The sequence below is a fragment of the Lysinibacillus sp. FSL R5-0849 genome, from assembly GCF_038595075.1.
Taxonomy (GTDB): Bacteria; Bacillota; Bacilli; order Bacillales_A; family Planococcaceae; genus Lysinibacillus; species Lysinibacillus fusiformis.
The window spans coordinates 4,468,675-4,493,804 of record NZ_CP152004.1; the positions used below are offsets into that span (position 1 = coordinate 4,468,675).

30 protein-coding genes, 2 rRNA genes and 2 pseudogenes are annotated in these 25,130 nt (G+C 41.5%); 4 read left to right on the forward strand and 30 right to left on the reverse strand.

Features of this window, described 5'->3' with window-relative positions:
• Positions 1–30: 30 nt before the first annotated feature.
• Both MKY80_RS22190 and MKY80_RS22195 read right to left on the reverse strand, forming a co-directional pair.
• Positions 31–2,958 (reverse strand): 23S ribosomal RNA (locus MKY80_RS22190).
• Positions 2,959–3,192: 234 nt separating this feature from the next.
• Positions 3,193–4,744: ribosomal RNA gene (locus MKY80_RS22195) — 16S ribosomal RNA — on the reverse strand.
• Together the 16S and 23S rRNA genes form the textbook arrangement of a ribosomal RNA operon.
• A gap of 267 nt (positions 4,745–5,011) precedes the next feature.
• Between MKY80_RS22195 and MKY80_RS22200 the strand changes: the two genes are divergently transcribed.
• The gene (locus MKY80_RS22200) at positions 5,012–5,668 is read left to right on the forward strand and encodes a hypothetical protein (protein WP_090002635.1); all 657 of its coding nucleotides are present in this window, start codon (positions 5,012–5,014) and stop codon (positions 5,666–5,668) included.
• A 42-nt stretch (positions 5,669–5,710) separates the two neighbouring features.
• Here the strand turns inward: MKY80_RS22200 and MKY80_RS22205 are convergent, their stop codons facing one another.
• Positions 5,711–6,385, reverse strand: coding sequence for a KinB-signaling pathway activation protein (locus tag MKY80_RS22205; RefSeq protein WP_090002636.1), 675 nt, complete (start codon positions 6,383–6,385; stop codon positions 5,711–5,713).
• 151 nt (positions 6,386–6,536) lie between these two features.
• Between MKY80_RS22205 and gerD the strand changes: the two genes are divergently transcribed.
• Entirely contained in the window at positions 6,537–7,145 is a 609-nt protein-coding gene (gerD, locus tag MKY80_RS22210; protein ID WP_043989959.1) for a spore germination lipoprotein GerD, read from the forward strand.
• A 52-nt stretch (positions 7,146–7,197) separates the two neighbouring features.
• On the opposite strand, the gene MKY80_RS22215 is transcribed toward gerD, so the two are convergent.
• The 3 genes from MKY80_RS22215 to MKY80_RS22225 all read right to left on the reverse strand — a co-directional run bounded on the left by MKY80_RS22215 (position 7,198) and on the right by MKY80_RS22225 (position 10,118).
• Positions 7,198–8,253 carry a P-loop NTPase gene (locus MKY80_RS22215; protein ID WP_043989963.1) on the reverse strand — a complete coding sequence of 352 codons (1,056 nt, stop codon included), beginning with the start codon at positions 8,251–8,253 and terminating at the stop codon, positions 7,198–7,200.
• 72 nt (positions 8,254–8,325) lie between these two features.
• Positions 8,326–9,039 (reverse strand): N-acetylmuramoyl-L-alanine amidase, encoded by a 714-nt coding sequence (locus MKY80_RS22220; protein ID WP_008175554.1) that lies wholly within the window; start codon positions 9,037–9,039, stop codon positions 8,326–8,328.
• Between the two features lie 131 nt (positions 9,040–9,170).
• Positions 9,171–10,118, reverse strand: coding sequence for a DUF4822 domain-containing protein (locus tag MKY80_RS22225; RefSeq protein ID WP_342533094.1), 948 nt, complete (start codon positions 10,116–10,118; stop codon positions 9,171–9,173).
• Between the two features lie 377 nt (positions 10,119–10,495).
• Between MKY80_RS22225 and MKY80_RS22230 the strand changes: the two genes are divergently transcribed.
• A complete protein-coding gene (locus MKY80_RS22230; protein ID WP_089986387.1) occupies positions 10,496–11,086 on the forward strand; it encodes an ankyrin repeat domain-containing protein in 591 nt (196 codons plus the stop codon).
• Positions 11,087–11,109: 23 nt separating this feature from the next.
• Positions 11,110–11,495: pseudogene (locus MKY80_RS22235) on the forward strand (nucleoside deaminase); the annotation flags it as partial.
• A 127-nt stretch (positions 11,496–11,622) separates the two neighbouring features.
• On the opposite strand, the gene rpsI reads toward MKY80_RS22235, so the two are convergent.
• From rpsI to rplX, 24 genes and pseudogenes are all read right to left on the reverse strand, one after another.
• On the reverse strand, positions 11,623–12,015 hold the full coding sequence (rpsI, locus tag MKY80_RS22240; protein WP_004233744.1) for a 30S ribosomal protein S9: 393 nt from the start codon (positions 12,013–12,015) through the stop codon (positions 11,623–11,625).
• Between the two features lie 25 nt (positions 12,016–12,040).
• Positions 12,041–12,478: a 50S ribosomal protein L13 gene (gene rplM / locus MKY80_RS22245; RefSeq protein ID WP_004233742.1), complete on the reverse strand. Its 438-nt coding sequence runs from the start codon at positions 12,476–12,478 to the stop codon at positions 12,041–12,043.
• Between the two features lie 179 nt (positions 12,479–12,657).
• Entirely contained in the window at positions 12,658–13,398 is a 741-nt protein-coding gene (gene truA, locus MKY80_RS22250; protein WP_090002638.1) for a tRNA pseudouridine(38-40) synthase TruA, read from the reverse strand.
• A 13-nt stretch (positions 13,399–13,411) separates the two neighbouring features.
• Positions 13,412–14,209 (reverse strand): energy-coupling factor transporter transmembrane protein EcfT, encoded by a 798-nt coding sequence (locus MKY80_RS22255; protein ID WP_008181921.1) that lies wholly within the window; start codon positions 14,207–14,209, stop codon positions 13,412–13,414.
• Positions 14,206–15,078 (reverse strand): energy-coupling factor ABC transporter ATP-binding protein, encoded by an 873-nt coding sequence (locus MKY80_RS22260; RefSeq protein WP_008181920.1) that lies wholly within the window; start codon positions 15,076–15,078, stop codon positions 14,206–14,208. Before MKY80_RS22260 ends, MKY80_RS22255 begins: the two co-directional genes overlap by 4 nt.
• Positions 15,054–15,899 carry an energy-coupling factor ABC transporter ATP-binding protein gene (locus MKY80_RS22265; RefSeq protein ID WP_089986389.1) on the reverse strand — a complete coding sequence of 282 codons (846 nt, stop codon included), beginning with the start codon at positions 15,897–15,899 and terminating at the stop codon, positions 15,054–15,056. Before MKY80_RS22265 ends, MKY80_RS22260 begins: the two co-directional genes overlap by 25 nt.
• Before the next feature lie 424 nt (positions 15,900–16,323).
• Complete coding sequence (rplQ, locus tag MKY80_RS22270; RefSeq protein ID WP_008181938.1) at positions 16,324–16,704, reverse strand: 50S ribosomal protein L17; 381 nt, start codon at positions 16,702–16,704, stop codon at positions 16,324–16,326.
• Between the two features lie 57 nt (positions 16,705–16,761).
• The gene (locus MKY80_RS22275; RefSeq protein ID WP_004233733.1) at positions 16,762–17,706 is read right to left on the reverse strand and encodes a DNA-directed RNA polymerase subunit alpha; all 945 of its coding nucleotides are present in this window, start codon (positions 17,704–17,706) and stop codon (positions 16,762–16,764) included.
• Positions 17,707–17,845: 139 nt separating this feature from the next.
• Positions 17,846–18,235: a 30S ribosomal protein S11 gene (gene rpsK / locus MKY80_RS22280; RefSeq protein ID WP_004233731.1), complete on the reverse strand. Its 390-nt coding sequence runs from the start codon at positions 18,233–18,235 to the stop codon at positions 17,846–17,848.
• A 25-nt stretch (positions 18,236–18,260) separates the two neighbouring features.
• Positions 18,261–18,626 (reverse strand): 30S ribosomal protein S13, encoded by a 366-nt coding sequence (rpsM, locus tag MKY80_RS22285; RefSeq protein WP_004233729.1) that lies wholly within the window; start codon positions 18,624–18,626, stop codon positions 18,261–18,263.
• 24 nt (positions 18,627–18,650) lie between these two features.
• Positions 18,651–18,764 (reverse strand): 50S ribosomal protein L36, encoded by a 114-nt coding sequence (rpmJ, locus tag MKY80_RS22290; protein ID WP_000868344.1) that lies wholly within the window; start codon positions 18,762–18,764, stop codon positions 18,651–18,653.
• A 37-nt stretch (positions 18,765–18,801) separates the two neighbouring features.
• Positions 18,802–19,020 (reverse strand): translation initiation factor IF-1, encoded by a 219-nt coding sequence (infA, locus tag MKY80_RS22295; protein ID WP_004233690.1) that lies wholly within the window; start codon positions 19,018–19,020, stop codon positions 18,802–18,804.
• A gap of 86 nt (positions 19,021–19,106) precedes the next feature.
• Positions 19,107–19,184: pseudogene (locus MKY80_RS22300) on the reverse strand (type I methionyl aminopeptidase); the annotation flags it as partial.
• Positions 19,185–19,433: 249 nt separating this feature from the next.
• Positions 19,434–20,087: an adenylate kinase gene (locus tag MKY80_RS22305; RefSeq protein WP_008181705.1), complete on the reverse strand. Its 654-nt coding sequence runs from the start codon at positions 20,085–20,087 to the stop codon at positions 19,434–19,436.
• A 70-nt stretch (positions 20,088–20,157) separates the two neighbouring features.
• Positions 20,158–21,453 carry a preprotein translocase subunit SecY gene (secY, locus tag MKY80_RS22310; RefSeq protein ID WP_008181706.1) on the reverse strand — a complete coding sequence of 432 codons (1,296 nt, stop codon included), beginning with the start codon at positions 21,451–21,453 and terminating at the stop codon, positions 20,158–20,160.
• On the reverse strand, positions 21,453–21,893 hold the full coding sequence (rplO, locus tag MKY80_RS22315; RefSeq protein ID WP_008181708.1) for a 50S ribosomal protein L15: 441 nt from the start codon (positions 21,891–21,893) through the stop codon (positions 21,453–21,455). The genes secY and rplO overlap by 1 nt, the downstream gene beginning before the upstream one ends.
• 34 nt (positions 21,894–21,927) lie before the next feature.
• Positions 21,928–22,110 carry a 50S ribosomal protein L30 gene (rpmD, locus tag MKY80_RS22320; protein ID WP_004233668.1) on the reverse strand — a complete coding sequence of 61 codons (183 nt, stop codon included), beginning with the start codon at positions 22,108–22,110 and terminating at the stop codon, positions 21,928–21,930.
• A 15-nt stretch (positions 22,111–22,125) separates the two neighbouring features.
• A complete protein-coding gene (rpsE, locus tag MKY80_RS22325) occupies positions 22,126–22,629 on the reverse strand; it encodes a 30S ribosomal protein S5 (protein WP_008181711.1) in 504 nt (167 codons plus the stop codon).
• Between the two features lie 21 nt (positions 22,630–22,650).
• A complete protein-coding gene (gene rplR, locus MKY80_RS22330; protein WP_008181713.1) occupies positions 22,651–23,010 on the reverse strand; it encodes a 50S ribosomal protein L18 in 360 nt (119 codons plus the stop codon).
• A gap of 32 nt (positions 23,011–23,042) precedes the next feature.
• Positions 23,043–23,582, reverse strand: coding sequence for a 50S ribosomal protein L6 (rplF, locus tag MKY80_RS22335; RefSeq protein ID WP_008181715.1), 540 nt, complete (start codon positions 23,580–23,582; stop codon positions 23,043–23,045).
• Positions 23,583–23,612: 30 nt separating this feature from the next.
• Positions 23,613–24,011, reverse strand: coding sequence for a 30S ribosomal protein S8 (gene rpsH, locus MKY80_RS22340; protein WP_008181717.1), 399 nt, complete (start codon positions 24,009–24,011; stop codon positions 23,613–23,615).
• Positions 24,012–24,040: 29 nt separating this feature from the next.
• Positions 24,041–24,226, reverse strand: a complete 186-nt coding sequence (locus MKY80_RS22345) for a type Z 30S ribosomal protein S14 (RefSeq protein ID WP_004233656.1) — start codon at positions 24,224–24,226, stop codon at positions 24,041–24,043.
• Positions 24,227–24,247: 21 nt separating this feature from the next.
• A complete protein-coding gene (rplE, locus tag MKY80_RS22350) occupies positions 24,248–24,787 on the reverse strand; it encodes a 50S ribosomal protein L5 (protein ID WP_008181719.1) in 540 nt (179 codons plus the stop codon).
• A gap of 29 nt (positions 24,788–24,816) precedes the next feature.
• A complete protein-coding gene (rplX, locus tag MKY80_RS22355) occupies positions 24,817–25,125 on the reverse strand; it encodes a 50S ribosomal protein L24 (RefSeq protein ID WP_004233652.1) in 309 nt (102 codons plus the stop codon).
• Positions 25,126–25,130: the final 5 nt, after the last annotated feature.

Here is a 25,130-nt window from a genome sequence, read left to right on the forward strand (position 1 = left end):
TAAACGGTTCATTGAATGTTTCAAACTTTTTTGGTTAAGTCCTCGATCGATTAGTATTCGTCAGCTCCATGTGTCACCACACTTCCACCTCGAACCTATCTACCTCATCGTCTTTGAGGGATCTTACTTACTTGCGTAATGGGAAATCTCATCTTGAGGGGGGCTTCATGCTTAGATGCTTTCAGCACTTATCCCGTCCACACATAGCTACCCAGCGATGCCTTTGGCAAGACAACTGGTACACCAGCGGTGTGTCCATCCCGGTCCTCTCGTACTAAGGACAGCTCCTCTCAAATTTCCTACGCCCACGACGGATAGGGACCGAACTGTCTCACGACGTTCTGAACCCAGCTCGCGTACCGCTTTAATGGGCGAACAGCCCAACCCTTGGGACCGACTACAGCCCCAGGATGCGATGAGCCGACATCGAGGTGCCAAACCTCCCCGTCGATGTGGACTCTTGGGGGAGATAAGCCTGTTATCCCCGGGGTAGCTTTTATCCGTTGAGCGATGGCCCTTCCATGCGGAACCACCGGATCACTAAGCCCGTCTTTCGACCCTGCTCGACTTGTAGGTCTCGCAGTCAAGCTCCCTTGTGCCTTTACACTCTACGAATGATTTCCAACCATTCTGAGGGAACCTTTGGGCGCCTCCGTTACCTTTTAGGAGGCGACCGCCCCAGTCAAACTGTCCGCCTGACACTGTCTCCTGCCCCGCTAAGGGGCATGGGTTAGAATTTCAATACAACCAGGGTAGTATCCCACCGACGCCTCCTTCGAAGCTGGCGCTCCGAGATCTCTGGCTCCTACCTATCCTGTACAAGTTGTACCAAAATTCAATATCAGGCTACAGTAAAGCTCCACGGGGTCTTTCCGTCCTGTCGCGGGTAACCTGCATCTTCACAGGTACTATAATTTCACCGAGTCTCTCGTTGAGACAGTGCCCAGATCGTTACGCCTTTCGTGCGGGTCGGAACTTACCCGACAAGGAATTTCGCTACCTTAGGACCGTTATAGTTACGGCCGCCGTTTACTGGGGCTTCAATTCGCAGCTTCGCTTGCGCTAACCACTCCTCTTAACCTTCCAGCACCGGGCAGGCGTCAGCCCCTATACGTCACCTTACGGTTTTGCAGAGACCTGTGTTTTTGCTAAACAGTCGCCTGGGCCTATTCACTGCGGCTCTCATGCGCTTGCACGCTCAAGAGCACCCCTTCTCCCGAAGTTACGGGGTCATTTTGCCGAGTTCCTTAACGAGAGTTCTCTCGCACACCTTAGGATTCTCTCCTCGACTACCTGTGTCGGTTTGCGGTACGGGCACCTCTCACCTCGATAGAGGCTTTTCTTGGCAGTGTGAAATCAGGAACTTCGTCCATACGGACTCGCCATCACAGCTCAACGTTACAGTGTGCGGATTTGCCTACACACACGCCTTACTGCTTGGACGCGCATAACCAACAGCGCGCTTACCCTATCCTACTGCGTCCCCCCATTTCTCAAACGGTGAGGAGGTGGTACAGGAATATCAACCTGTTGTCCATCGCCTACGCCTATCGGCCTCGGCTTAGGTCCCGACTAACCCTGAGCGGACGAGCCTTCCTCAGGAAACCTTAGTCATACGGTGGACGGGATTCTCACCCGTCTTTCGCTACTCATACCGGCATTCTCACTTCTAAGCGCTCCACCAGTCCTTCCGGTCTGACTTCAACGCACTTAGAACGCTCTCCTACCACTGACATCGTAGATGTCAATCCACAGCTTCGGTGAATCGTTTAGCCCCGATACATTTTCGGCGCAGCGTCACTCGACCAGTGAGCTATTACGCACTCTTTAAATGATGGCTGCTTCTAAGCCAACATCCTGGTTGTCTGTGCAACGCCACATCCTTTTCCACTTAACGATTACTTTGGGACCTTAGCTGGTGGTCTGGGCTGTTTCCCTTTTGACTACGGATCTTATCACTCGCAGTCTGACTCCCGTGTATAAATATCTGGCATTCGGAGTTTGTCTGAATTCGGTAAACCGGGATGGCCCCCTAGTCCAAACAGTGCTCTACCTCCAGTATTCTCATCACGAGGCTAGCCCTAAAGCTATTTCGGAGAGAACCAGCTATCTCCAAGTTCGATTGGAATTTCTCCGCTACCCACACCTCATCCCCGCACTTTTCAACGTGCGTGGGTTCGGGCCTCCAGTAAGTGTTACCTTACCTTCACCCTGGACATGGGTAGATCACCTGGTTTCGGGTCTACGACCACGTACTATTTCGCCCTATTCAGACTCGCTTTCGCTGCGGCTCCGCCTTCTAAAGCTTAACCTCGCACGTAATCGTAACTCGCCGGTTCATTCTACAAAAGGCACGCTATCACCCATTAACGGGCTCTAACTACTTGTAGGCACACGGTTTCAGGATCTCTTTCACTCCCCTTCCGGGGTGCTTTTCACCTTTCCCTCACGGTACTGGTTCACTATCGGTCACTAGGTAGTATTTAGCCTTGGGAGATGGTCCTCCCGGATTCCGACGGAATTTCACGTGTTCCGCCGTACTCAGGATCCACTCAGGAGGGAACGAACTTTCGACTACAGGGCTTTTACCTGCTCTGGCGGACCTTTCCAAGTCGCTTCATCTAACTCGCTCTTTTGTAACTCCGTATTGAGTGTCCTACAACCCCAAGAGGCAAGCCTCTTGGTTTGGGCTCTTCCCGTTTCGCTCGCCGCTACTCAGGGAATCGATTTTTCTTTCTCTTCCTCCAGGTACTTAGATGTTTCAGTTCCCTGGGTCTGCCTTCAAGACGCTATGTATTCACGTCAAGATACTACGCGATTAAACGTAGTGGGTTCCCCCATTCGGAAATCTCCGGATCAAAGCTCACTTACAGCTCCCCGAAGCATATCGGTGTTAGTGCCGTCCTTCTTCGGCTCCTAGTGCCAAGGCATTCGCCGTGCGCCCTTAATAACTTAACCTATCAGCTTTCAATACACATCGCATTTAACTGCTCGTGTCTTGAAACCTTTTAATGTTATTAAGCCTATAAAAAACTTAAAAAAATAAATGTGTTTGTTACTATTTCAATGTCGTTTTATCCAGTTTTCAAAGAACAAGTTTTGAAGTATTTCATTCAGAAGAATGAACCTTCAAAACTGAACGCAAAACGTAATCTTACAAACCCAAGGTTTGTATTCCGAAAATATCCTTAGAAAGGAGGTGATCCAGCCGCACCTTCCGATACGGCTACCTTGTTACGACTTCACCCCAATCATCTATCCCACCTTCGGCGGCTGGCTCCAAAAGGTTACCTCACCGACTTCGGGTGTTACAAACTCTCGTGGTGTGACGGGCGGTGTGTACAAGGCCCGGGAACGTATTCACCGCGGCATGCTGATCCGCGATTACTAGCGATTCCGGCTTCATGTAGGCGAGTTGCAGCCTACAATCCGAACTGAGAACGACTTTATCGGATTAGCTCCCTCTCGCGAGTTGGCAACCGTTTGTATCGTCCATTGTAGCACGTGTGTAGCCCAGGTCATAAGGGGCATGATGATTTGACGTCATCCCCACCTTCCTCCGGTTTGTCACCGGCAGTCACCTTAGAGTGCCCAACTAAATGATGGCAACTAAGATCAAGGGTTGCGCTCGTTGCGGGACTTAACCCAACATCTCACGACACGAGCTGACGACAACCATGCACCACCTGTCACCGTTGCCCCCGAAGGGGAAACTATATCTCTACAGTGGTCAACGGGATGTCAAGACCTGGTAAGGTTCTTCGCGTTGCTTCGAATTAAACCACATGCTCCACCGCTTGTGCGGGCCCCCGTCAATTCCTTTGAGTTTCAGTCTTGCGACCGTACTCCCCAGGCGGAGTGCTTAATGCGTTAGCTGCAGCACTAAGGGGCGGAAACCCCCTAACACTTAGCACTCATCGTTTACGGCGTGGACTACCAGGGTATCTAATCCTGTTTGCTCCCCACGCTTTCGCGCCTCAGTGTCAGTTACAGACCAGATAGTCGCCTTCGCCACTGGTGTTCCTCCAAATCTCTACGCATTTCACCGCTACACTTGGAATTCCACTATCCTCTTCTGCACTCAAGTCTCCCAGTTTCCAATGACCCTCCACGGTTGAGCCGTGGGCTTTCACATCAGACTTAAGAAACCACCTGCGCGCGCTTTACGCCCAATAATTCCGGACAACGCTTGCCACCTACGTATTACCGCGGCTGCTGGCACGTAGTTAGCCGTGGCTTTCTAATAAGGTACCGTCAAGGTACAGCCAGTTACTACTGTACTTGTTCTTCCCTTACAACAGAGTTTTACGAACCGAAATCCTTCTTCACTCACGCGGCGTTGCTCCATCAGGCTTTCGCCCATTGTGGAAGATTCCCTACTGCTGCCTCCCGTAGGAGTCTGGGCCGTGTCTCAGTCCCAGTGTGGCCGATCACCCTCTCAGGTCGGCTACGCATCGTCGCCTTGGTGAGCCGTTACCTCACCAACTAGCTAATGCGCCGCGGGCCCATCCTATAGCGACAGCCGAAACCGTCTTTCAGTGTTTCACCATGAGGTGAAACAGATTATTCGGTATTAGCCCCGGTTTCCCGGAGTTATCCCAAACTATAAGGTAGGTTGCCCACGTGTTACTCACCCGTCCGCCGCTAACGTCGAAGGAGCAAGCTCCTTCTCTGTTCGCTCGACTTGCATGTATTAGGCACGCCGCCAGCGTTCGTCCTGAGCCAGGATCAAACTCTCCATAAAAGAAATTTGATTAGCTCAAATTGTTTTGCTGGCATCAATTTTGATGTCCAAAATTTTGTTTCGTTCACTAGCTAGGCTGGCTACTAAAAACTTTATTGATTACGTTTTGCTTGTTCAGTTTTCAAGGTTCATGTTGTTTGTTTCACTGTCACCTCTTGGCGACTTATACATAATAACATCGATTATTCATGAAAGTCAACACTAAATCATAAGTTTTTTTAAAGAGACTTATTTTTTATTTAAAATAATAGAAATGAGGTTATTATTATGATCCGTAAAACGTTGATTTCACTGCTTCTAATCGGAATTCTCTTTGTTTTTCTAAAGCCTATAAATTCTACAATGATTTCTGTATTTAATATTGCGAACGCACCAGTTGTCGTTACAAAAGGTCATTACGGCACATCTCTTATTGTCGAGGTTTCATTCTCTGATGAGTCTCTAATGGATTGGCTTAAAACGGTAAAAGAGCCTTATCCGCTTCTTCTTCTAGATACAGATTGGATCAAGCGTTCCCCAGACCATATAAAAATTATTCAAGAACGGAAATTACCTACAGGACTACTTGGACCAGAGGATTCAATAGAAGAACCTATTAACATTAAGCTTGTACAAAAGGATATAGATATTTATGAACAATATTTCAAGGAAAAGCCACTTTGGTTTGCTACTCGGAATCACCAGTATTCACAAGACTTACAAAAATCTCTGTTTCAGCAACAAATGAATTTGCTATCTCCATCCCTTATTTGGCAGGGTGAGAAAACACCAAAACTCCAAAAAGGGGACTTTGTCTTTGTTCCATTACACCAAGATAGCTCAATTACTTTTAAAGAACTTAATACTTTAATACAGCAACATAAGTTTATGTCAATTGAGGAAAATATATTTGGCTATAAAGTACAAACTAAAAAATCTCCATAAAAAAAATTGCCTCTATTTTGTAGGAGGCAATTTTTTTTGCATTTAAGCATTTTTTGCTTGTTCTTGGCGCGCTTTGCGACGTGCTTCTAAATTTTGACGATCCTCATCGGATTTTGCATTATATTTTGGCAATACTAGTAATTGATATGCATTAACCGCCAATAACGGGAATAATAATAACGCGACGTATTCATTGATATTTTCATCACGACCCATTAATGCAATTGTCCATTCCAGAGTTGTAATGACAATCATGAAGAACAGAGCAGAAATGAATACATGTTTTTTCCCTGTTAACTTTACTTTTTGAACGGCCGTAGCTATGGCTCCAAAAATGAGGACGATTAATAATCCAACATAAAACAACCAGCTTTGTCCATCCTTTACACCAGGTACAAAACGGAAGAAAATAATATCAAAAATAGTAATTGCAATGAGTAAAAGCTGCACCCAATTCCACAATGTAAGTGTTCTAAAGATATTTACACCTACTTGATGGAGTGTTAAATAAGCGAAAAAGCCAGCCTGTGCAATAACACTCATTGTAAATCCTAAGAAGACCATCCATAACAGTCCAGCGAAAAATTCTCCCCAATGACCGTTTGCTATGTATGGTTGGAAGAAATCCCAGCGAATAAATAAACTAAAAACTCCGTTGACTACCCCACCAACGAGCATTGCAAAGAAGAAAAACTTTGCCCAATTTCGTATCGTCACAACTAAAAGTCCCCCAATTTCTCAATATATCTGTCCTTATTTTATCAATGCATTGTTAAAAAAGCTATTTCTCATCTTTCCCAATACATAAAGTCATCAGAAATGTGAACAATAATTGAAAGAGTCTATCTATAGAAAGGACTGATTATTGATGCGAAAATTCACCTTATTACTGATTCTAATGCTATTTCTTTCTGCCTGTTCACAAGATAAATCCTCTACTATGTCCTATGATGAAATAAAAAAAATTATGATTGACTCTTTACAAACAGAGGACGGTAAAAAGGCATTGCGACAGCTTTTAGAAGAGCCAAGTTTCCGTGAGCTGTTGATTTTAGAGCATGATGAAGTGAAAAAAGCTACTGAGGAAACATTACTTTCCAAGGAAGCTGAAGACTTTTGGAAGAAAACCTTTGAAGATCCAAAGTTTAAGGAAACCGTTGCAAAAAGTATGCAAAAACAGCAACAGGATATTATGAAGGATTTAATAAAAGATCCAACTTTCCAAAAGGATATGGAAGCCTTTTTTGGACAGCCTGATATGCAGAAACAGCTAGAGACTATCCTTAAATCATCCAATATGCGAAAGCAAATGGAGGAAGTAGTGAAGGAAACGATCGAAAGCCCATTAATGCAATCAAAATGGCAAGAGTTAATTAAAAAGAGTGGCGAAACAACTTCATCTGGAAGTGGCGATAAGAAAGAAGCAAGTGGTGGAAGCGGTGGCAGCACTGATAAGGAGCAAAAAGGCACTGAATAACTGTGGATTAAAAAAACGGATTTCCTCCAAAAGGATGGAAATCCGTTTTTTATTATTTATTTAACTTTTCAATGATTGTCGTCGCGATGTCTAAATAAATTTGTCCGGTAGTATGGTTTTCAGCATATACAGATGGTGCAAAATCAGCATCAGTCCAATCTGGTTGACCAAGTGGAATTTGGCCAAGTAGTTCCGTACGAAGCTCTTCTGCTAGTTTAGGACCTCCGCCTTGCCCAAAGACAAACTCTTTTTCACCTGATTTCGATTGGAACCAAGCCATGTTTTCAATAACACCTAAAATTTCATGGTCCGTTTGTAGAGCCATGGCACCTGCACGGGCTGCAACAAATGCTGCTGTTGGGTGAGGCGTTGTGACTACAATCTCTTTTGATGAAGGTAACATTTGATGAATATCTAATGCAACATCACCTGTGCCAGGTGGTAAATCTAATAATAGGTAGTCAAGCTCTCCCCACTCTACATCACGGAAGAATTGATCTAATACTTTACCTAGCATCGGGCCACGCCATACAATAGGAGCATTATTTTCTACAAAGAAGCCCATTGAAATCATTTTTACACCAAAGCGATCTACTGGGAAAATACGATTATCGACTACTTTAGGCATATCCGTTACACCCATCATATCGGGCACACTAAAACCGTAAATATCTGCATCGATTAAGCCCACTTTTTTGCCTAGACGAGCTAGGGCAACAGCTAAGTTAACCGAAACTGTAGATTTACCTACTCCACCTTTACCCGAAGCAATTGAAATAACTTGAACTGTGCTAAGCGGTGATAAAATATCCTGTGCTTCAGATTCTGTTGCTGTGCCACGGAAGCTTTGAAGCTTTTCTGCTGATAGCTCTTCAAAACGAATACCAACCGTATTTACACCCGCTTCTTTTAACAACTCAACAATCTTCATTTGTAGTTGTAATTGTTCAGGTGTATTCAATTTAGCAATCGCAACTTTTACACTGACATGATTTTTTTCTTCTTTTATTGCTACGTTTGTAATTCCATCTGTTTCTGCAAGCGATTTATGTAAAAATGGATCTTGTAGTTGTCCTAGTATTTCTCGTACTTGTTGTTCAGTAATCACGACGAACACTCCCCTTATATTGTCTCCATGTTAGTATATCATAAATGATTTAATTTACGTTGTGATGTTGCTCTACTCAACTTTGGCTAATAGATACTCTTCTATACCTTCAACAATTGCATCTGCCATTTTTTCTTGGTAGTTCTTATCTGTTAATAATGCTCGCTCTTCATCATTACTAATAAATCCTGTCTCTACTAATGCCGCAGGTACTTCTGCTTTTTTCAGTAAATAAATCTGCTTAATAGACAATGCTTCTCGGTCTGTATTTTTTAAATTAGTACGAATTGACTCTTGAATACTTTTTGCAAGTATCTCACCGTCAGCATGTCCTTCCTTATGATAAAACACCTGTGCGCCACGCCATTTTGTTTCCGGAATAGCATTGGCATGAATGGTAATAAACACATCTGGTTTTTCTTTCTCTACAATATCCTTTCTTAAAAAGATATCTTGTTTTTTACGCTCTCTTAACGTTCCATATTTTTCTGATGGCGCGTGTTCATCAATAACATCACCACTTTTTGTTCTTGTCATGATGACTGTTGCGCCTTTCTTCTTCAATTTCTTCTCCACATGCTGAGAAATTGCAAGTGTAATATCCTTTTCAATGACTTCGCCCTTTGAAGCTCCTCCATCCTCTCCACCATGCCCTGCATCAATGACAATTTTTATGCCACCAAGTGGGTCTGGTAAAAAGAAGTTACGGTCCGAAGCATTTGTTTCATATGCCACGAACACTATACTCATAAGCATAATTACTCCTAGTGCCAGCCAGCGCTTCACCCATATCCACCACCCTTTTACATTTAGTGTACGAAGTTAGTGGATAAACTATGCCAGAAAGAAAAAAAAACTCACAAGTACTCAACTTGAGAGTTTTTAATTTATTTTATATAGAGGGAGGATAAACAATTTTATTGCAGTGTAAATTCTGGTTTAAATTCCCCTTCATATGGTTCATGCTCAACGAACACAGTTATCTCATTTCCATCTTTATCTTTACCTGTTCGTTTATACGTAAACTTCTTCTCATTCATTTCAGTAATTTCTAGAGCCACACCATATTTATTATCACCAAGTGAAACGTGAGCTCTGATTTTATTGTCATGAATGACGTCAAAGTAGCCATAGTCGCCGCGACTCTCGCCTGTTTCAGGGTTAAAGAATTCATATTTATTCGTTTCTGCATCGTATTTTGCAATACTAATGAAATTTGAATTAAATTCGGTTACATCATTACCATCTTCATCTAAAGCAACTGTGCCCTGCCACAATGTATTCGCTAAAATTTCATCACCATCTACATCAGTTACGATACCGCCTGTAGTCGCATTAAGAGTTTTGTCTGGATCTGTAAATGTAAGCTCTTTTTCCTGATAAGGGATATGCTCTACAAAGACTTCTACATCGTTTCCAGCAGCATCTTTGCCCATTCGTTTATAAGTGAAAATATCTTTGTTTAATTCTGTGATCTCTACAAGCGCTTGATAATTTTTGGACTCAGAAATTAAGATTCTTTGTTTTCCATCATTTGTAATGAAAAATGTTCCCTTATCATCACGACTTTCACCAGTAGTAGCATCAAAGAATTCGTAATGACCTGTCTTCACATCATATTTAGCCAAGCCAATAAAGTTTGAGTTTTCCTCAGTTAAATCATTGTTATCTTTATCGTATACTTTTGTACCTTGCCAGTTTGTAGCACTAAGAATAGTAGCCATTTCTTGACCCTTTGTTAGTTCCTCCTGTGCTTGTTCTTTCGTTGTATTATCTGTAGCTGCACTTTCCGTTTTTGTTTCCTCACTATTTGTAGTGTTGCCTTTCGCAGGCTCCTTATCTTGACATGCTGCAAGTAGTGCCATTGCTGCAACAGATATAATCAATAATTTTTTCATACCTACTTACCTCCATTTTTGCTTTATTTTTTTAGTTACACCAGCCTATCTCTTGAAAGGCTTGCTGTAGCTTTCATAATTTATATTAAAATGAATTGTTAAACTCCCTCTAAATAATTTCTTAAAAAAGCATAAACTTATCCGAAAATATTTTTAATAATTTTAAATCTGTGCAGAATTAACAATTATTATGCTAAGAAGACTATTTAAACGTTTTATAAATATACTAAAGAACGTGTTCTACTATATGTAAAAGCTAAGCGTAGTATATTTTTTTCATATTATTCGGGCAAGATGTTACGTGTTACCATATTTTTATAATATGGAAAGAGAAGGTGATAGAGATGAGCGATCATTTGGTTATTGCCGCTGCGAATGGAGAAACTGATAAAGTCCTAACACTTCTACAAGAAGGGGCCGATATCAATGCCACCGATCAATTAGGCAGAACAGCGGTATTAGCAGCCACTTATTATAATCAGGTGGAAACAGTAAGGGCTCTTATTCAGCATGATGCGGACATAAATATTCAAGATAATCATCTAGAAAATGTACTCCTTCATGCAGGGGCATCAGGTTTTCTAGAAATCGTGAAACTAGCCATCGCTGCTGGTGCCAATACGAAATTGACGAATCGCTTCGGAGGAGTGGCCATTATCCCCGCTGCAGAACGGGGTCATGTAGAAGTAGTTCGTGTCCTTTTGAACCATTCAGATATTGATGTCAATCATATTAACAATTTACATTGGACAGCTTTAATGGAGGCCGTCATTTTAGGGAATGGCGGTGAGAGACATCAAGAAATCGTTCAACTATTAGTGGATTATGGGGCAAATTTGAATATTACTGATAGAGATGGAGTCACACCGTTACAGCATGCAAAACAATTAGGTTTTCATAAAATAGAGTTAATTTTAAAAGAGGCTGAGTCATAAAGTTCTAGGAAGAGTTAATATAAGCTGCGAATGGGGAGGTGTTAGCCGAAGATCGAAATCATGTGTCTGGTGGCGACCATACGCAACATCCTGAGTTTGCATTAGCACGTTGGGAAGCTAAACATATGTCCGCTAAGGAAAGAAGTATCACAACGGTTTATACTTCCGGTGAGCATTGCCCTATGTGTGCAGCGGCACATGGTTGGGTTGGGTTGTTTTAGGGAGAATTGTTTATGCTAGCTCGTCCAAACAACTTGCACAATGGTTGAAAGATATGGGCATCACTACTGCCTCACGTGTTCGTCATTTATCTATTCAAGAAGTGATTCGAGATACACCTATTGATGGTCCAGCTCCTGAACTAGCTGAACGGGTACATCAGTTCCATCGACAATTTCATCAGAAATAATAAGAAATAATATTGAGCAATCTTCGGACAACAACTCCAAAGATTGCTTTTTATAATGGCTACTCTTTTCATATAAAAAGACCCTTTCCACAAAAGTAGAAAGAGTCTTTGATAGAAAAATTTGTAATTAACGTTTTGAGAACTGAGGTGCACGACGAGCGCCGCGTAGACCTGGTTTTTTACGTTCTTTCATGCGTGAATCACGAGTAAGTAATCCAGCTGATTTTAATGCAGCACGGAAATCTGGGTCTACTTGAAGTAGAGCACGAGCGATACCGTGACGAACAGCACCAGCTTGACCAGTGTATCCACCACCGTTAACGTTTACGTGGATATCATAGCTTCCTGTAGTTTCAGTAGCTACTAATGGTTGTTTAATTACTTCACGTAATGCAGCGAATGGTACGTATTCTTCGATTTCACGTTTGTTGATAACAATTTTACCTGTACCTGGTACTAAACGTACGCGAGCTACAGAGCTTTTACGGCGACCAGTGCCGATGTATTGAACTTGTGCCAAAGTAATATCCTCCTCTTAATTTATATTATCCGCGAAGCTCGTATGCTTCTGGTTTTTGTGCAGCATGTGGATGCTCTGTTCCAGTGTAAACATTAAGTTTAGTGAACATTTTACGACCTAAAGAGTTTTTAGGAAGCATTCCTTTAACTGCTAATTCGATCATTCTTGTTGGGTACTTGTCTAGCATTTCACCAGCAGTACGAGTTTTTAAACCACCTGCGAATTGAGTGTGGTGACGGTAAAGTTTACCTTCTAATTTGTTACCAGTTAAATGGATTTTGTCAGCGTTGATGATGATTACGTGATCACCTGTGTCAACGTTTGGTGTGAATGTTGGTTTATGTTTACCACGTAAGATTGCAGCTACTTCAGAAGCTAAACGTCCAAGAGTTTGGCCTTCTGCATCAACTACTAACCATTTACGGTCTACTTCGTGACCTTTAGCCATGAATGTTGTACGCATGTATATATCCTCCTAATCGATTCGATTACCGTTATTTTTCATTAAACTACACTATAAGTTTTCGGGGCTTATTTGTGGTGGTAATGAAAATACCATCTGTTATCATATAATGAATGACTTTTAAAGTCAAGCAATTTCATTAAACACCTGGTAAAGTTGTTTCGAGGTTGAAAGTGACACTAATAGAACACTTTTTCTAAGTACAAACCTTGTGGTGGCGCGGTTTTTCCAGCTTTATCCCGATCTTCTGAAGCAACTACCAGTGCTATATTTTCAATCGTCCGGCGATCAATACCAACTTCCCACAATGTACCTGCAATAATTCGCACCATATTATATAAGAAGCCACTGCCTTCAATAACCATATGAAGCTCTTCCCCATGCCACTCAAATTGTAGTGAGGTTACTGTCCTTACTTTATCCTGAACACTTGTATTGGATGCGCAGAAGCATGAAAAGTCATGTGTCCCAATGATAGCTTGAGCAGCCTTCTGCATGGCAACTACATCCGGTTTGACCCCGTTTGTCTCAACTGTATAATGTCTCCTAAATGGATTTTGAATAGGCTCACAGGACCAAATATAACGGTATCGCTTCCCAGTTACACTATAGCGTGCATGAAAATCATGTTCTACTTCTTCTACAGACATTACGCGAATATCTCTAGGGAGCTGCACATTCAAAGCTTTGCGATACTTGTCAGCTGGAATGGCTAGTGGTGTATCAAAATGCAATGTTTGCCCTGTTGCATGAACCCTAGCATCTGTACGTCCACTTGCGGTTACCTTCACCTTTTCCTCTTTATGCATAATGGCTAATACACGTTCTATTTCTGCCTGCACGGTGCGTTCCCCAGGCTGTACTTGATAGCCTGAGAAAAGTGTGCCGTCATAGCTAATAATTACTTTTAATCGTCGCATAAAGCATACTCCTTTAGCTTCTATAGAAGAATAGCAATACACCTATTGCTACTAATAATACAAGCGCAAATGTATCACCCATATCCCATTTTAGCCTACGATATCTAGTACGCCCTTCCCCTCCGCGATAGCCTCTTACTTCCATCGCTGTGGCTAAATCTTCAGCCCGTTTAAATGCACTGACAAAAAGAGGTACTAGTAATGGCACTACAGCTTTAATACGGTCTTTTATTGGGCCTGAGGATAGATCAGAGCCTCGTGCCATTTGTGCTTTCATAATCTTATCTGTTTCATCCATTAAAGTTGGAATGAAGCGTAAAGAAATCGACATCATTAAAGCTAATTCATGGACAGGTACTTTCAATACCTTCAGAGGATTTAAAAGGACTTCAATACCGTCTGTAATGGAAATCGGTGACGTTGTTAAAGTTAAGATAGATGTTATAAATACTAATACTAGAAAACGTACTGAAATATAAATCCCCCGTCTAATCCCCTCATCGTATATGGTAATATACTTCGAGTCAAAAACGGGAACGCCTTCCTTCGTCATAAAAATATGAAGCAAGAAGGTAAAGGCCATTAAAAAGAGAACCGGTTTAAGACCATTTATCAAAAAATACAAGCGAATTCGTGATATTAATACAACAAGAAGCGTGAATGCCAAGAGCATAGCATACGTCACTGTATTATTGGCCAAAAATACTATAATAATAAAAGCAAAAACAAAGATTAGCTTAGAGCGTGGATCCAGTTTATGAACGGGAGAATCTCCAGGTAAGTAGCGTCCAAAAATCATTTTTTCCATCATGATTCCGCACGCTCCTCTCCTAGCACTTGAGCAATTTCAGCTGCAAGTTCTTCTTCGGTTAAGCAAACTTTTGATAAGGGTTTCCCCATCATTTGCTCTATCTTTTGTTGAAAGCGTACAATGCGTGGTGGCTCTAAGCGGAAGCTCTTTAATGTATCAACATCCTTAAATATATCTCGCGGTGTTCCACTTAAAACATTTTTACCTTCATGCATAATCACAATATTATCAGCATATCGAGCAGCATCTTCCATGCTATGCGTCACTAGAATTGTTGTCAGGTGACGTTCCTGATGAAGCTGATAAAACATATCCATAATTTCTTTCTGACCACGTGGATCTAAGCCTGCGGTAGGTTCATCCAACACAATTACTTCAGGCTCCATCGCTAAAACACCTGCTATCGCTACTCGACGCATTTGACCTCCCGATAAATCAAACGGAGATTTATCTAGAACGTCTTCTGGTAACCCCACTAAGCTGACAAGTTCTCGTGCCCGATCTTCGGCTTCCTTTTCTGGTACGCCAAAGTTCATGGGACCAAACATAATATCCTTTAACACCGTTTCTTCGAATAATTGATGCTCAGGGAATTGAAAGACGATGCCGACCTTTTGTCGTACAGCTTTTAAATCCTTTGCTTTTTTTCCGGCTACAACTACACGATCCCCGATATGTACTTCTCCTGAAGTAGGTTTTAGAAGCGCATTAAAATGCTGGAGAATAGTTGATTTACCGGAACCCGTATGACCAATAATTGCTTGATAGGTGTGTGATGGGATATCGAATTTTACATCGAATAGTGCCCGTTTTTCAAAAGGCGTCCCTTGTGCATAAGCATAGCTTACTTGTTGAAGTTTGATGTCCATAAATCATTCACCAACTCTTCTTCTGTCATATGTTGTCCCATTAATGGAACACCTTCCTTTTGCAATAGCTTTGATAACTTTAGTGCAAATGGCAAGTCTAGTCCAAATTCCACTAGCTTGTCCCCAAGAGCAAATATTTCAGCAGGGATACCTTCTGCAAACTTCTTCCCATCATTCATAAAGAGTACACGATCTGCTAGCATCGCCTCTTCTAAATCATGGGTGATGGATAGGACAGTAAGTCCTGTTTCAGCACGTAAAGTTTGAACAGTTTGTAATACCTCTCCACGTCCCTGCGGATCTAGCATAGAAGTAGCTTCATCTAATATAAGAAGCTTCGGCTTTAACGCAAGTGCTCCTGCAATCGCGACACGTTGCTTTTGCCCTCCCGATAAATGGTGTGGCTCATGATCTAAAAAGTGGCTCATTTTTACTTGTTCCAGTGCCGCATGAACACGCTGTACCATTTCTTCAAAAGGCACGCCGTTGTTTTCCAATGCAAACGCAACATCATCCTGTACGGTTGCACCGACGAATTGATTGTCTGGGTTTTGAAAAACCATACCCATGAGAGAACGGGACTCCCAAAGGTTTTCTTCACTTAATGGTTTTCGTAAAATGCGGACATCTCCTTTTTGAGGAAATAGCAAACCATTCATCAACTTTGCTATGGTCGATTTTCCAGAACCATTATGTCCTACTATAGCAATCCATTCTCCCTCTTCAACGGCGAAGCTAACATTTTCGACAGCATTACGACTAGTTGGTTCTTCTGGTGTATATGAAAAAGTCACATTATTTAAAGATAAAATTTCAGGCATTTCTAGAACTCCTCTCTACATGCTCAGCTCTACTAACTAACTTACACTTTTTTATGTATGAATTCTACTACAATCCTTATGTCGATAAAAGTAAAATACTAAAATAATGAAACGATCTCGTCATGCTGTGATTGGGGAAAACACGAAACCCATATATTAAAAAAAGCACCACAAATTGGCGCTATCCTTAGTAATAAAAAAGCGCGCACCTCATTCAATAGAAATGCGCTAGTCGTTACATTTTCAAGAAATAAGGGTGCTCAAGCCCTTATCTCTCCTGAATGAGGTGCGGAGAGCTAAACGAGACGCCACACCTTAGTGTCCGCTCATCATAACGCTCAGCTTAATTATTTGTCGTATAAATCATTTATAAAGAAAGAGGGTGGTGATTCCCACCCTCTTCACCACAAGTTTTCTCTTATGATTAAACTAGTTCAATCACAACTACAGGTGCACCGTCACCACGACGAGGACCTACTTTAAGAATACGAGTGTAACCACCTTGACGCTCCGCATAACGTGGTGCAACATCATCAAATAACTTTTGAAGTGCAAATGATGTTGATTCGTTACCTTCTGCATCAGTCGTTGTTACTAGTTCACGACGGATGAATGCAGCAGCTTGACGGCGTGCATGTAAATCTCCGCGCTTACCTAAAGTAATCATTTTTTCAACAGCTTTACGTACTTCTTTAGCGCGAGCCTCAGTAGTTTCGATACGCTCGTTGATGATTAAATCAGTAGCTAAGTCACGTAACATCGCTTTACGTTGAGAACTTGTACGACCAAGTTTTCTGTAACCCATGGATGTTTCCCTCCTTTATAGAAAAAAATCTGACCTTGTTAGTTTTGTTTAAATCGCTTAGTCTTCTTTGCGTAATCCTAAACCAAGCTCTTCTAACTTCGCTTTTACTTCTTCTAGTGACTTACGTCCAAGGTTACGAACTTTCATCATGTCATCTTCTGACTTATTCGCAAGTTCTAGTACTGTGTTAATACCAGCGCGTTTTAAGCAGTTATAAGAACGAACAGAAAGGTCAAGTTCTTCGATAGTCATCTCTAAAACTTTTTCTTTTTGATCTTCTTCTTTTTCAACCATGATTTCAGCAGTTTGTGCCTCATCTGTCATGCCAACGAAGATGTTAAGATGCTCGGTTAAAATTTTTGCTCCGAGCGAAATCGCCTCTTTCGGACCGATGCTGCCATCTGTCCACACATCAAGAGAAAGTTTATCGTAGTCAGAAGACTGACCTACACGAGTATTTTCCACTTGGAAATTGACGCGTGATACTGGAGTGTAAATAGAGTCGATCGGGATCACGCCGATAGGAAGATCCTCACGTTTGTTTTGATCAGCAGGAGTGTAACCACGGCCGCGTTGTGCGTACATACGCATACGTAAATGACCGTTTTTAGCGATTGTTGCAATATATAGATCAGGGTTTAAAATTTCTACATCACTGTCATGTGTAATGTCAGCAGCCGTAACTGTACCATCGCCTTTTACATCAATCTCAATAACTTTTTCTTCGTCAGAGTAGATTTTAAGAGCTAGTTTTTTCACGTTCAAAATGATTGAAGCTACATCTTCTACTACGCCTTCTACAGTTGAGAATTCGTGAAGAACGCCATCAATTTGAATGGACGTGACAGCAGCTCCTGGTAATGAAGACAGAAGGATACGACGTAAAGAATTACCCAAAGTGTTTCCATATCCGCGTTCAAGCGGTTCTACAACAAACTTTCCATACTTGGAATCTTCGCTGATCTCCACCGTTTCAATCTTTGGTTTTTCAATTTCGATCATTTTATTTACCCTCCTTCAAAACATCGAATGTATAGGTTCTTTCCATCATAGATTCGATCGTCAATGACGTATCGTTTATTATCTGCACAAGACAGTCTGTACAAAAAATGATGTTCTCATACAATATGAGACGCACCCATTACACGCGACGACGTTTTGGCGGACGGCAACCATTATGAGGAACTGGAGTAACGTCTTTAATAGCAGTTACTTCTAAACCAGCAGCTTGAAGTGCACGGATTGCAGCTTCACGACCAGCACCAGGACCTTTAACAGTTACTTCCAACGTTTTCAGACCATGTTCAAGGGATGTTTTAGCAGCAGTTTCTGCAGCCATTTGAGCAGCGAATGGTGTAGATTTACGTGAACCACGGAAACCAAGAGCACCAGCACTTGACCAAGATACAGCGTTACCTTGCATATCTGTAATCGTTACGATTGTATTGTTAAATGTAGAACGAATGTGTGCGATACCAGATTCGATATTCTTTTTCACACGACGTTTACGAGTTTGTTGTTTACGAGCCATGTTAAGAAGGAACCTCCTTTACCAATTATTTTTTCTTGTTCGCTACAGTTTTACGAGGACCTTTACGCGTACGCGCATTGTTCTTCGTATTTTGGCCACGAACAGGTAAGCCACGACGGTGACGGATACCACGGAATGAACCGATTTCCATCAGACGTTTAATATTTAATGAAGTTTCGCGACGTAAGTCACCTTCAAGTTTGTAAGAATCTAATTGTTCACGGATTTTGTTTAACTCATCTTCAGTTAAGTCGCGTACGCGTGTATCTTCTGAAATACCTGCGTCAGCTAGTACTTTCTGAGCTGTAGTTTTACCAATACCGAAAATGTACGTTAATGAAATTACCACGCGTTTGTCGCGAGGAATATCAACACCAGCAATACGTGCCATGTACGTTGTGCACCTCCTTTAGAATTAACCTTGTTTTTGTTTATGTTTAGGATTTTCACAGATTACCATTACTTTACCGCGTCGGCGAATTACTTTACATTTTTCGCAGATCGGTTTCACAGATGGTCTCACTTTCATCTAACCTAACCTCCTTAGTAGTCCGGAGCGCAAAAGATTATTTAAAACGGTATGTGATACGACCGCGAGTTAAATCATAAGGAGATAACTCGATAGTAACCTTATCTCCAGGTAGAATACGGATAAAGTGCATACGAATCTTACCAGATACGTGTGCTAGAATCACATGTCCATTTTCTAATTCTACCTTAAACATCGCGTTTGGCAAAGTCTCAACAACTGTCCCTTCGACTTCAATTACATCATCTTTCGCCATCTACTCTGTCTCCTCTCTATATGCAAATTAAAGTTCTCATCGTTACATCAAACGGATATCTGCTGCAACTATAGAAGCAACCTCGTTTCAACATATGTTTGGATTGTATGAGAGATGTTTGAAAGACGCTCGTCTGGTTTCGCTTCACACAATCCACGGAATATCCAGAACCTATAAGGGCACTGTAACTCCCATGTTTACACGAATACCGGAATGTCTTTGATGAGATATTCATACCCGTTACACAGATGCTTCCACGAAACCCATTATACTCCTCCAAAAGATATGTTGCACTTTTTAGAAGAAATATATACCGGGCACAATATGCTTTTGCAACTCTCAAAAAAATTATGTTTCGTTGTTGCTCCCGCATGCCTCCCGCGGAAGCAGTATTCTGCGCCCGGAGCCGGGTATCAGCTGCGGCTGCCCTGTAAAAGAGCATCAAGATCAGCAAACACTTTGTTTATATCTTGCTGTCCATCTATATTAGTTAACACACCTTTTAATTGATAGAAATCAAGTAAAGGTTGTGCTTGTTTCATATTAACTTCCAGACGGTTCGCAACCGTTTCAGGATTATCATCGGCACGTGTGTAAAGCTCGCCACCATCTTTATCACATTTTCCTTCCTCAGCTGGAGGATTGAAAACTAAATGATAGGATGCGCCACAAGTTTTACAAATGCGTCGACCTGAAAGACGAGCAATTAACTCATCCTTTTCAACTTGAATGTTTAAAGTATGTTCTATTGCCTTACCAAGATCAGCAAGAATGCTATCTAAAGCTTCAGCTTGAGGAACAGTACGTGGGAAACCATCTAATAGGAAGCCCTTTTCACAATCAGGTTTAGCAAGTCGCTCACGAACAATACCAATCGTTACTTCATCCGGTACTAGAGCACCTTGATCCATAAACGACTTAGCTTGTAAGCCAAGTTCTGTACCTTCTTTAATAGCAGCACGGAACATATCGCCTGTAGAAATATGAGGAATCGCGTACTTCTCAACAATTTTATCTGCCTGAGTACCTTTACCAGCACCTGGCAGACCCATTAAAACGATATTCATTAGGAAATATTCCTCCCACCAAAGGTTTGCTGATTTAAGGAAACGATGGAACGTTCCCTAAAAACCAACATTATTTCATAAAGCCTTTGTAGTGACGTTTAACAAGTTGAGATTCTAGCTGTTTCATCGTTTCCAGCGCTACGCCGACTACGATAATAATACTAGTACCACCGATTTGCACTGAGGCAGGTAAATTCATAAAGTTAATGAATAAAATCGGCATTACAGCAATAACAGTTAAGAATATCGCACCAACAAATGTTAGACGATATAACACGCTTGTTAAATACGCTTGAGTGTTTTCACCAGGACGAATACCCGGAATATAAGCACCTTGTTTTTTCAAGTTGTCTGCCACATTTTCAGGATTCACTTGTACGAATGCATAGAAATATGTGAACGCGACGATCAATGCAACGTAAATAATCATTCCAACAGGTTTCGTATAATCAAACGTGTTTTCAATGAAAGTTGTTACGTCATTTTGACCAAAGAACGTAGCTAACGTACGTGGTGTAACAATAAACGCTACTGAAAAGATTACCGGAATAACCCCTGCAGCATTTACTTTTAAAGGTAAATGTGTTTGTTGACCACCAGTTTGTTGATTACGTCCAGTAACTCGTTTTGCATATTGAATTGGAATTTTACGAAGTGCTTGTTGCACGTATATAACTCCAACTACAACTGCGAGTAAAACCAATACAAGCAATGCAAGGACTACAATATTGATAAATAATTTATCACCAGCACCCTCGATTTGCTGTGCAAAGATTTGGTTCATTCCTGTAGGCAATGCTGCGACGATACCTGCGAAGATTACAACAGATATACCATTACCAACACCATGTGCAGTAATTTGCTCTGCAAGCCATACAAGGAAAGCTGTCCCCGCTGTCAATACAATGGCGATTGTAACATATGTTAGAATCCCTTCTTCTTTAATCAATGATCCGCCATACATTCTATTAAAACCGAATGACATTGCGAATGATTGGATGAAAGCAAGAATAATAGTAAAGTAGCGAGTGAATTGTGCAAGTTTACGTCTTCCGACTTCACCTTGCTTTGCCCATTCAGCAAACTTCGGTACTACGTCCATTTGCAATAACTGAACAATAATTGAGGCTGTGATGTAAGGCATAATTCCCATCGCGAAGATAGAGAAGTTCTTTAAAGCACCACCGCCAAAAGTATTCAGGAAACCAACGAGGTTAAACTCATCAGTTGCCTTTAATACATTTGCGTCAACGTTAGGCACTGGAATGAATGTTCCAATACGGAAAACGATTAACATTAAAAGTGTGAAAATGATTTTATTTCTTATATCTCGAACACGCATAAAGTTAGAGATTGTCTGAAACATTAAATCACCTCAGTAGTTCCGCCGGCATTCTCGATTGCTTCTTTAGCTGAAGCTGAGAATTTATGAGCTTTTACAGTAAGCTTTTTGTTAAGAGTTCCGTTGCCAAGAACTTTAATTCCAGCTTTTTCATTACTCACAAGACCAGTTTCAAGTAATAATGCAGTTGTTACCTCTGCACCGTCTTCGAAACGGTTTAAAGCATCAAGGTTAACGATCGCGTATTCTTTACGGTTAATGTTCGTAAAGCCACGTTTTGGTAAACGACGGAATAATGGGTTTTGACCGCCTTCAAAGCCTGGGCGTACACCGCCACCAGAACGAGCGTTTTGACCTTTATGACCTTTACCTGCTGTTTTACCGTTACCAGAACCGATACCACGACCAACGCGGTTGCGTTGCTTACGAGAACCTTCTGCTGGTTTTAACTCATGCAGTTTCATAGTGGGTGGCACCTCCTTGTTCATTAATTAGAAATTAAATTTCTTTTACAGTAACTAAGTGAGCTACTTTATCAAGCATACCGCGAGTAGCTGCGTTATCAGCTTTCTCTACAGTTTGGTGTAATTTACGTAAACCTAGAGCTTCAACAGTTTTGCGTTGAGCAGGTTTAGTACCAATCACAGATTTAGTAAGGGTGATTTCTAATTTGTTAGCCATATTATCTTTCCCCCCTTATCCTAATATTTCTTCCACTGATTTACCACGTAATTTTGCTACGTCCTCTACGCGTTTTAATTCAGTTAAACCTTGAACAGTTGCACGCACCATGTTGATTGGTGTGTTAGATCCAAGAGATTTTGAAAGAATATCAGTAATACCAGCAAGTTCTAGTACTGCACGTACTGGACCACCAGCGATAACCCCTGTACCAGGAGCAGCAGGTTTAATTAGGATTTCTCCTGCACCGAAGCGACCAAGCACTAGGTGTGGAGTTGTTCCACCAACACGTGGCACTTCTACTAAGTTTTTCTTCGCATCTTCAACAGCTTTACGGATAGCATCTGGAACCTCTTGAGCTTTACCAGTACCGAAACCTACATGACCGTTTCTATCGCCAACAACAACAAGTGCTGTGAAGCGGAAGCGACGTCCACCTTTAACAACTTTAGCAACACGGTTAATAGTAACTACGCGTTCTTCAAGTTCTCCAAGTTTGTTTGCGTCAATTCGACTCATGAAATGTGTCCCTCCTTCTTATTAAAATTCTAAACCATTCTCACGTGCAGCTTCAGCTAAAGCTTTCACGCGTCCATGATATAAGTAACCACCACGGTCAAAAACTACAGCAGTAATATTTTTTTCCGCAGCGCGTTTCGCGATTGTTTCACCGATTTTTGATGCAGTTTCAACATTGCTACCAGCACCTTCAAAACCTTTTTCTTGAGAAGATGCGCTAACAATTGTTACGCCTGCTACGTCATCGATAAGTTGAGCGTAGATGTTCTTGTTAGAACGGAATACGTTTAAGCGTGGACGCTCAGCAGTACCCGAAATTTTAGAACGTACTCGCGCATGACGTTTTTTACGAACTTGATTTTTATCCTGTTTCGTAATCACAAGGGTCACTCCTTTCTAATGCTTAAGCAGCATTATTTACCTGTTTTACCTTCTTTACGACGAACGTATTCGCCTTCGTAACGGATACCTTTACCTTTATATGGCTCTGGTGGACGAACGTCACGGATGTTAGATGCTAGAGCACCAACGCGCTCTTTGCTAATACCTTTAATGATGATTTTAGTGTTAGAAGGAACTTCAATTTCAAGACCATCTTCAGGTGTGAACTCTACTGGGTGAGAGTAACCTACGTTAAGTACAAGTTTTTTGCCTTGTAATTGCGCACGGTAACCAACACCGATAAGTTCTAAAGCTTTTTCGAAACCTGCAGAAACTCCAGTAACCATGTTCGCTAGAAGCGCACGAGTAGTACCGTGGTTTGTGCGGTGTTCTTTTGATTCAGAAGGACGTGATACTGAGATTACGTTACCTTCTTGCTCAATTTTCATATCTTGGTGGAAAGAACGAACAAGTTCGCCTTTAGGACCTTTAACAGTAACAGTGTTGTCAGCTGCAACAGTAACAGTTACGTTAGCTGGTACCTCGATAATTTTTTTACCTACACGAGACATTTAGTTGCACCTCCATTCATTTATTGCTAATTACCAAACGTATGCTAGAACTTCGCCGCCAACTTGTTTAGCGCGAGCTTCTTTATCTGTTAATAAACCTTGTGAAGTTGACACTAAAGCGATACCAAGACCGTTCAGTACTTTAGGAACTTCATTTGTTTTTGCGTATACGCGTAGACCAGGTTTAGAAATACGTTTTAAGCCAGTGATAACACGCTCGTTATCTTTACCATATTTTAAGAAGATACGGATAATACCTTGCTTGTTGTCTTCCACGTATTCTACGTCACGTACGAAACCTTCACGCTTTAAAATTTCAGCGATTTCTTTTTTCACGTTGGAAGCTGGTACTTCTAACTTCTCGTGACGAACCATGTTCGCATTACGAATGCGAGTAAGCATATCTGCAATCGGATCAGTCATTGTCATTACATTTACCTCCTTCCCAAATTAGGGGATTACCAGCTGGCTTTTTTCACGCCAGGAATTTGTCCCTTATATGCAAGTTCTCGGAAACAAATACGGCAAAGTTTGAATTTGCGATATACAGAGTGTGGACGGCCACAGCGTTCACAACGTGTATATTCTTGCACTTTAAACTTTTGCTTACGTTGTTGTTTAACGATCATAGATTTTTTAGCCACGTTTTCGCCCTCCTTGTTTGATTACTTTTGGAACGGCATACCGAATTGTGTCAATAACTCGCGAGCTTCTTCGTCAGAGTTCGCTGTCGTTACGATCACGATGTCCATACCGCGTACTTTTGAAACTTTATCGTAATCGATTTCTGGGAAAATTAATTGCTCTTTAACACCTAGAGTGTAGTTACCGCGACCATCGAATGCTTTTTTAGAAACACCACGGAAGTCACGTACACGAGGAAGTGAAATTGAGATTAATTTGTCCAAGAATTCATACATACGCTCACCGCGTAATGTAACTTTAGCACCGATAGGCATACCTTCACGTAAACGGAAACCAGCGATCGATTTTTTCGCTTTAGTTACTACTGGTTTTTGACCAGTGATAATTGTTAATTCTTCTACAGCTGCATCTAATGCTTTAGAGTTTTGAACAGCATCACCAACACCCATGTTGATAACGATTTTGTCAACTTTCGGCAATTGCATAACTGATTTATATCCAAATTTGCTCATAAGAGCAGGAGAAACTTCGTTTAAATACTTTTCTTTTAGGCGGCTCATGTGTGTACCTCCCTTCTTTTATTTACTAATTAGTCGATTACTGCACCTGATTTTTTTGCAACACGAACTTTTTTACCGTTTTCGATTTTATAACCTACACGAGTCGGCTCGCCAGATTTAGGATCGATTAGCATTACGTTCGAAACGTGAATTGCAGCCTCTTGGCTTACAATCCCACCTTGTGGATTCAATTGGTTAGGTTTAACGTGTTTTTTCACGATATTAACACCTTCAACAAGAACGCGATCTTGTTTAGGGAAAGCAGCTAGGATTACTCCTTCTTTGCCTTTGTCCTTACCAGTGATAACCTTAACCTTGTCACCTTTTTTTACATGCATGCTGT

Excerpts from the sequence above, each read along its gene's own strand:
- MKY80_RS22200 (WP_090002635.1), top strand. The coding sequence starts at position 5,012 with ATGATCCGTAAAACGTTGATTTCACTGCTTCTAATCGGAATTCTCTTT.
- gerD (WP_043989959.1), top strand. The coding sequence starts at position 6,537 with ATGCGAAAATTCACCTTATTACTGATTCTAATGCTATTTCTTTCTGCC.
- MKY80_RS22225 (WP_342533094.1), bottom strand. The coding sequence starts at position 10,118 with ATGGCACTACTTGCAGCATGTCAAGATAAGGAGCCTGCGAAAGGCAAC.
- MKY80_RS22230 (WP_089986387.1), top strand. The coding sequence starts at position 10,496 with ATGAGCGATCATTTGGTTATTGCCGCTGCGAATGGAGAAACTGATAAA.
- rplM (WP_004233742.1), bottom strand. The coding sequence starts at position 12,478 with ATGCGTACAACATTCATGGCTAAAGGTCACGAAGTAGACCGTAAATGG.
- truA (WP_090002638.1), bottom strand. The coding sequence starts at position 13,398 with ATGCGACGATTAAAAGTAATTATTAGCTATGACGGCACACTTTTCTCA.
- MKY80_RS22255 (WP_008181921.1), bottom strand. The coding sequence starts at position 14,209 with ATGATGGAAAAAATGATTTTTGGACGCTACTTACCTGGAGATTCTCCC.
- MKY80_RS22260 (WP_008181920.1), bottom strand. The coding sequence starts at position 15,078 with ATGGACATCAAACTTCAACAAGTAAGCTATGCTTATGCACAAGGGACG.
- MKY80_RS22265 (WP_089986389.1), bottom strand. The coding sequence starts at position 15,899 with ATGCCTGAAATTTTATCTTTAAATAATGTGACTTTTTCATATACACCA.
- rplQ (WP_008181938.1), bottom strand. The coding sequence starts at position 16,704 with ATGGGTTACAGAAAACTTGGTCGTACAAGTTCTCAACGTAAAGCGATG.
- MKY80_RS22275 (WP_004233733.1), bottom strand. The coding sequence starts at position 17,706 with ATGATCGAAATTGAAAAACCAAAGATTGAAACGGTGGAGATCAGCGAA.
- rpsK (WP_004233731.1), bottom strand. The coding sequence starts at position 18,235 with ATGGCTCGTAAACAACAAACTCGTAAACGTCGTGTGAAAAAGAATATC.
- rpsM (WP_004233729.1), bottom strand. The coding sequence starts at position 18,626 with ATGGCACGTATTGCTGGTGTTGATATTCCTCGCGACAAACGCGTGGTA.
- rpmJ (WP_000868344.1), bottom strand. The coding sequence starts at position 18,764 with ATGAAAGTGAGACCATCTGTGAAACCGATCTGCGAAAAATGTAAAGTA.
- infA (WP_004233690.1), bottom strand. The coding sequence starts at position 19,020 with ATGGCGAAAGATGATGTAATTGAAGTCGAAGGGACAGTTGTTGAGACT.
- MKY80_RS22305 (WP_008181705.1), bottom strand. The coding sequence starts at position 20,087 with ATGAATATCGTTTTAATGGGTCTGCCAGGTGCTGGTAAAGGTACTCAG.
- secY (WP_008181706.1), bottom strand. The coding sequence starts at position 21,453 with ATGTTTCAGACAATCTCTAACTTTATGCGTGTTCGAGATATAAGAAAT.
- rplO (WP_008181708.1), bottom strand. The coding sequence starts at position 21,893 with ATGAAACTGCATGAGTTAAAACCAGCAGAAGGTTCTCGTAAGCAACGC.
- rpmD (WP_004233668.1), bottom strand. The coding sequence starts at position 22,110 with ATGGCTAACAAATTAGAAATCACCCTTACTAAATCTGTGATTGGTACT.
- rpsE (WP_008181711.1), bottom strand. The coding sequence starts at position 22,629 with ATGAGTCGAATTGACGCAAACAAACTTGGAGAACTTGAAGAACGCGTA.
- rplF (WP_008181715.1), bottom strand. The coding sequence starts at position 23,582 with ATGTCTCGTGTAGGTAAAAAAATTATCGAGGTACCAGCTAACGTAACT.
- rpsH (WP_008181717.1), bottom strand. The coding sequence starts at position 24,011 with ATGACAATGACTGATCCGATTGCAGATATGCTTACTCGCATTCGTAAT.
- rplE (WP_008181719.1), bottom strand. The coding sequence starts at position 24,787 with ATGAGCCGCCTAAAAGAAAAGTATTTAAACGAAGTTTCTCCTGCTCTT.
- rplX (WP_004233652.1), bottom strand. The coding sequence starts at position 25,125 with ATGCATGTAAAAAAAGGTGACAAGGTTAAGGTTATCACTGGTAAGGAC.